General features: G+C 61.3%; 3 protein-coding genes. All 3 read right to left on the reverse strand.

Annotated elements, in window-relative coordinates; all coding sequences use genetic code 11:
- The coding region (locus AC1DT3_RS15100; protein ID WP_477466062.1) for an ABC transporter permease at positions 1-1,985 on the reverse strand (1,985 nt) is incomplete at its 3' end.
- Between the two features lie 133 nt (positions 1,986-2,118).
- Positions 2,119-3,165, reverse strand: a complete 1,047-nt coding sequence (locus AC1DT3_RS15105; RefSeq protein WP_477466063.1) for an ABC transporter substrate-binding protein — start codon at positions 3,163-3,165, stop codon at positions 2,119-2,121.
- Positions 3,166-3,287: 122 nt separating this feature from the next.
- The coding region (locus AC1DT3_RS15110; protein WP_477466064.1) for an inositol monophosphatase family protein at positions 3,288-3,574 on the reverse strand (287 nt) is incomplete at its 5' end.

Here is a 3,574-nt window from a genome sequence, read left to right on the forward strand (position 1 = left end):
GTGACGAGGAAGATCACGGCGCTCACGGCCGTCATCGCCCGGACGAAGGAATAGACGAGTGACGCGACGATTGCCGGCCGGAGCAGCGGCAACACGACCCGTCGCATGGTGGTGGCCGATCGCGCACCGAGCGTGAGGGACGCCTCATCCAGGCTCTTGTCGATCTGGCTCAACGTCGCGATCCCGGAGCGCACGCCCACGGGCATGTTGCGGAAGACGAAGCACATTACGAGGATGAAGCCGGTGCCGGTGATTTCGATCGGCGGCACATTGAAGGCGAGGATGTAGGACACGCCGACGACCGTGCCGGGGATGGCGAAGCTCAGGAGCGTTCCGAACTCGAACGTCCGTTGCCCGGAGAAGCGCTGGCGTGTCAGAAGATAGGCTGTGAGAATCCCGACGATCGCGGTCAGCGGTGCGGACAGAGCCGCGACTTTCACCGTCGAGAAGAATGAGTTCCAAGCTGATCCGGAGAAATAAAGTCCCCAATCAGCGCGCTCGACCTTGAACGCAGTCAGGTAGTGTTCCAGCGTCGGGGTATAGTCGCGCCCCATGGACCGGACGAACCCCCCGATGCCAATGATCACATAGACGCCGAGCGTGAAGACCGCCCACGGAATTGCGGTTGCGTACGAAGCGACGGCGACGCGACGCGGCAACGGCAGCGGAATGCCGGAATCGCCCTTGCCGGTGACGGTCGTATAGACCTTCTTGCCGAGCCACGCATGCTGCACCCAGAACGCGCCGAGCGTGAAGGCGAGCAGGATGATCGACAGGACGGCGGCCCGCCCCTGATCCTGTTGCGCTCCAACGACGGCGAAGAAGATCTTGGTGGAAAGCACTTCGTAATTGCCGCCGAGGACGAGCGGATTGCCGAAATCGGCGAGGCTTTCCACGAAGCCGAGGAGGAAGGCGTTGGCGAGGCCCGGGCGCATGAGCGGCAGCGTTACCGTCATGAACGTCGTCCAGCTCTTCGCGCGAAGCGTCTGCGAGGCCTCCTCGAGGGTCGGACTGATGCCTTGCACGACGCCGATCAGGACGAGAAAGGCGATCGGCGTGAAGGCGAGCAGTTGCGCAATGAAGATGCCGGGGAGGCCGTAGATCCAGCGCGAGCGCGGCAGGCCGAGCCATTCGAACAGCACCGTCGACATGGCGCCGGAACGACCGAACAGCAGGATCAAGGCAAGTCCGATCACGAAAGGCGGCGTGATGATCGGCAGCACGCTCATCAGCCGGAGAACTTTCTTGAAGCGGAAATCCGTGCGGGTGGCGATCAATGCAAAGGCAAGACCCAGAAGCGTCGTGCCGAAGGCGACCAGGATGCCGAGGAACAGCGTGTTCCAGGCAACGCCGCAGCGCAGGTCGCCGGTCAGGCAATCGAGACCCCAGATCGAGCGGTCGATGAATTTCCCGAAGAATTCGAGCGGCGCGAACTGACCGTTGTTGTCGGCGAAGGCGCTGGCGAGAATGGTTGAGACGGGAAAGAACACGAAAACGATGATCAACGCCATGATGACGCCGATCGAGGACGTGACGAACGCATCGCCACGGCACCAGCCTCGTGCGGCAAGGCCGTGACAGAGGATGAGGAGAAAAGCCGCGGACGTCAGCGCAGCACCGTAGCCCATACCGCCCTGGCGAGGGCCGGGCGCACCGAACAGGCTCTTGAGGAGATCCAGGGTCCAGCCGCTCAGCCCGATGGTGAAGCCCTGCAGCACCACGAGCGCGAGGCCCAGAACGCCGGCCGTGACGAGCCACTCCGACACTCGCGTGCCGCGCGGACCGATGACGGGAATCAGGGCGATGAGAAGAGGTGCCGCCAAGGGCAGCAGCCACCAGGCACCATTCAGGCCGAGCACAAGACCCGAGCCGCCGACAAGGTAGTCGGCAAGGCCTGGCGTTGCCGTGCTATCGAAACCATACCATGGCAGAACGGCGTAGCCGATCCAGCCCAGGACGATCCAACTGAGGGTTGCCCGCGACATAGACGTACTCGTAAAGCCCGAAGCGACACGGCTCCCGGACGGAGACGGTGGGCGCTTTGGAAAAGAAGTTGTTTGGAAAATCAGATCGGCGGAGCGATGCCGCCCCGCCGATCCGAGAATTGTGAGCGAAGGCCTATTTAGGCAGATTCTTCACTTCATTGTCCCACTTGGACAGCAGGCGCTTGCGCTCTTCCGACGAGCCGTACTTCGCGAAATCGAAGTTGATCAGCTTGATGTCGGCGAGCTTCGGCGCTTCCGGCGGGACCGGCGTCGCCTTGTTGGAAGGCACCTGATAGGACTTCGTCTCGGCGCCGATCTTCTGCGCGGCCGGCGTCAAAGCCCAATCGTAGAACTTCTTCGCGTTGTCGAGATTCTTGGCGCCCTTGATGATCGACATCGATCCGATTTCGAACCCGGTGCCCTCGCAGGGCGCCACGGTCTTGATCGGAGCCTTGTCGACGACCATCGTCACGATGTCGTGCATGAAGGCGATGCCAACGGTGGTTTCGCCCAGCGCCATGGCCTTCGCCGGAGCGGCGCCCGACTTGGTGTACTGATTGACGTTCTTGTGCAGGGCCTTGAGGTAATCAAAGCCCTTTTCCTCGCCCATGAGCTGGACGATGGTGGCGAGAAGCGTATAGGCCGTACCCGACGAGTTAGGGTCAGCGACCTGCACTTCGTCCTTCAGCTTGGTCGTCAGGAGGTCAGCCCAGCATTTCGGCTCGGGAATGCTCTTCGATTTGACGAGTTCGGTGTTGTAGCCGAAGCCGAGAGCGCCCGAGTAGATGCCGACGGTACGGCCCTTCGATTGCTCCCACTGACGGACCGCCCAATCCTGCAATTCGCTCATCTTGGGCGACTTGTAGTCGATGGTCAGGCCCTCTTCGGCAGCCTGCATGTGAGGATCGCCGGTACCGCCCCACCAGATGTCGGCGCGCGGATTGGCGGCTTCCGCCTTCACCTGCGCGAAGACTTCGCCGGCGCTCTTGCGGGTCATGGAAACCTTGATGCCGGTCTCACGCTCGAAAGCGTTCATCATGCCGCGGCACCATTCTTCCTGCACGCCGCAATAGACGACGAGGGCGCCCTGTGCCTTAGCGGCGCCTGCCGACATGAACGACATGGCGGTGGCGACACCGGCAAACATCGTTGCAGCGACAAGATTTCTTTGTAGTTTCATCCGTAAACCTCCCAGGATGTTTTGAAATGTTCTTCTTGTTGGCCGGCTAAATTCTATCCAATAGACTGACGGGTCAAGCTTTTTGAGGGCCGTCTTTAGGATGAACACCCGGCAATTTCGTTCTATTTCATTCTATTTTGGCCAGCCGTTCCGATGGGTTCCTTAGGGATACCCGTGGCTTCCGAAATAATTTCGGCCAGCGCGGGCGTACAGGCGAGAACCGGGTTGCCATTTCGTAGCCCGTCGTTGGCGAGGAAATTGTTGGTCCACCCGCCGGCTTCCTCGACGAGCAGAAGCCCCGCCAGGACGTCCCATGCATTGATGTGAAGCTCGCAATAGGCGTCGGTTCGGCCATCGGCGACGTAGACCAGTCCCAACGTACCCGATCCGCCTCGGCGGACATTCACTC

The organism is Microvirga sp. P4_G7, from assembly GCF_056401005.1.

Coding starts and splice junctions, on each gene's coding strand:
- AC1DT3_RS15105 (WP_477466063.1), bottom strand. CDS start 3,165: ATGAAACTACAAAGAAATCTTGTCGCTGCAACGATGTTTGCCGGTGTC.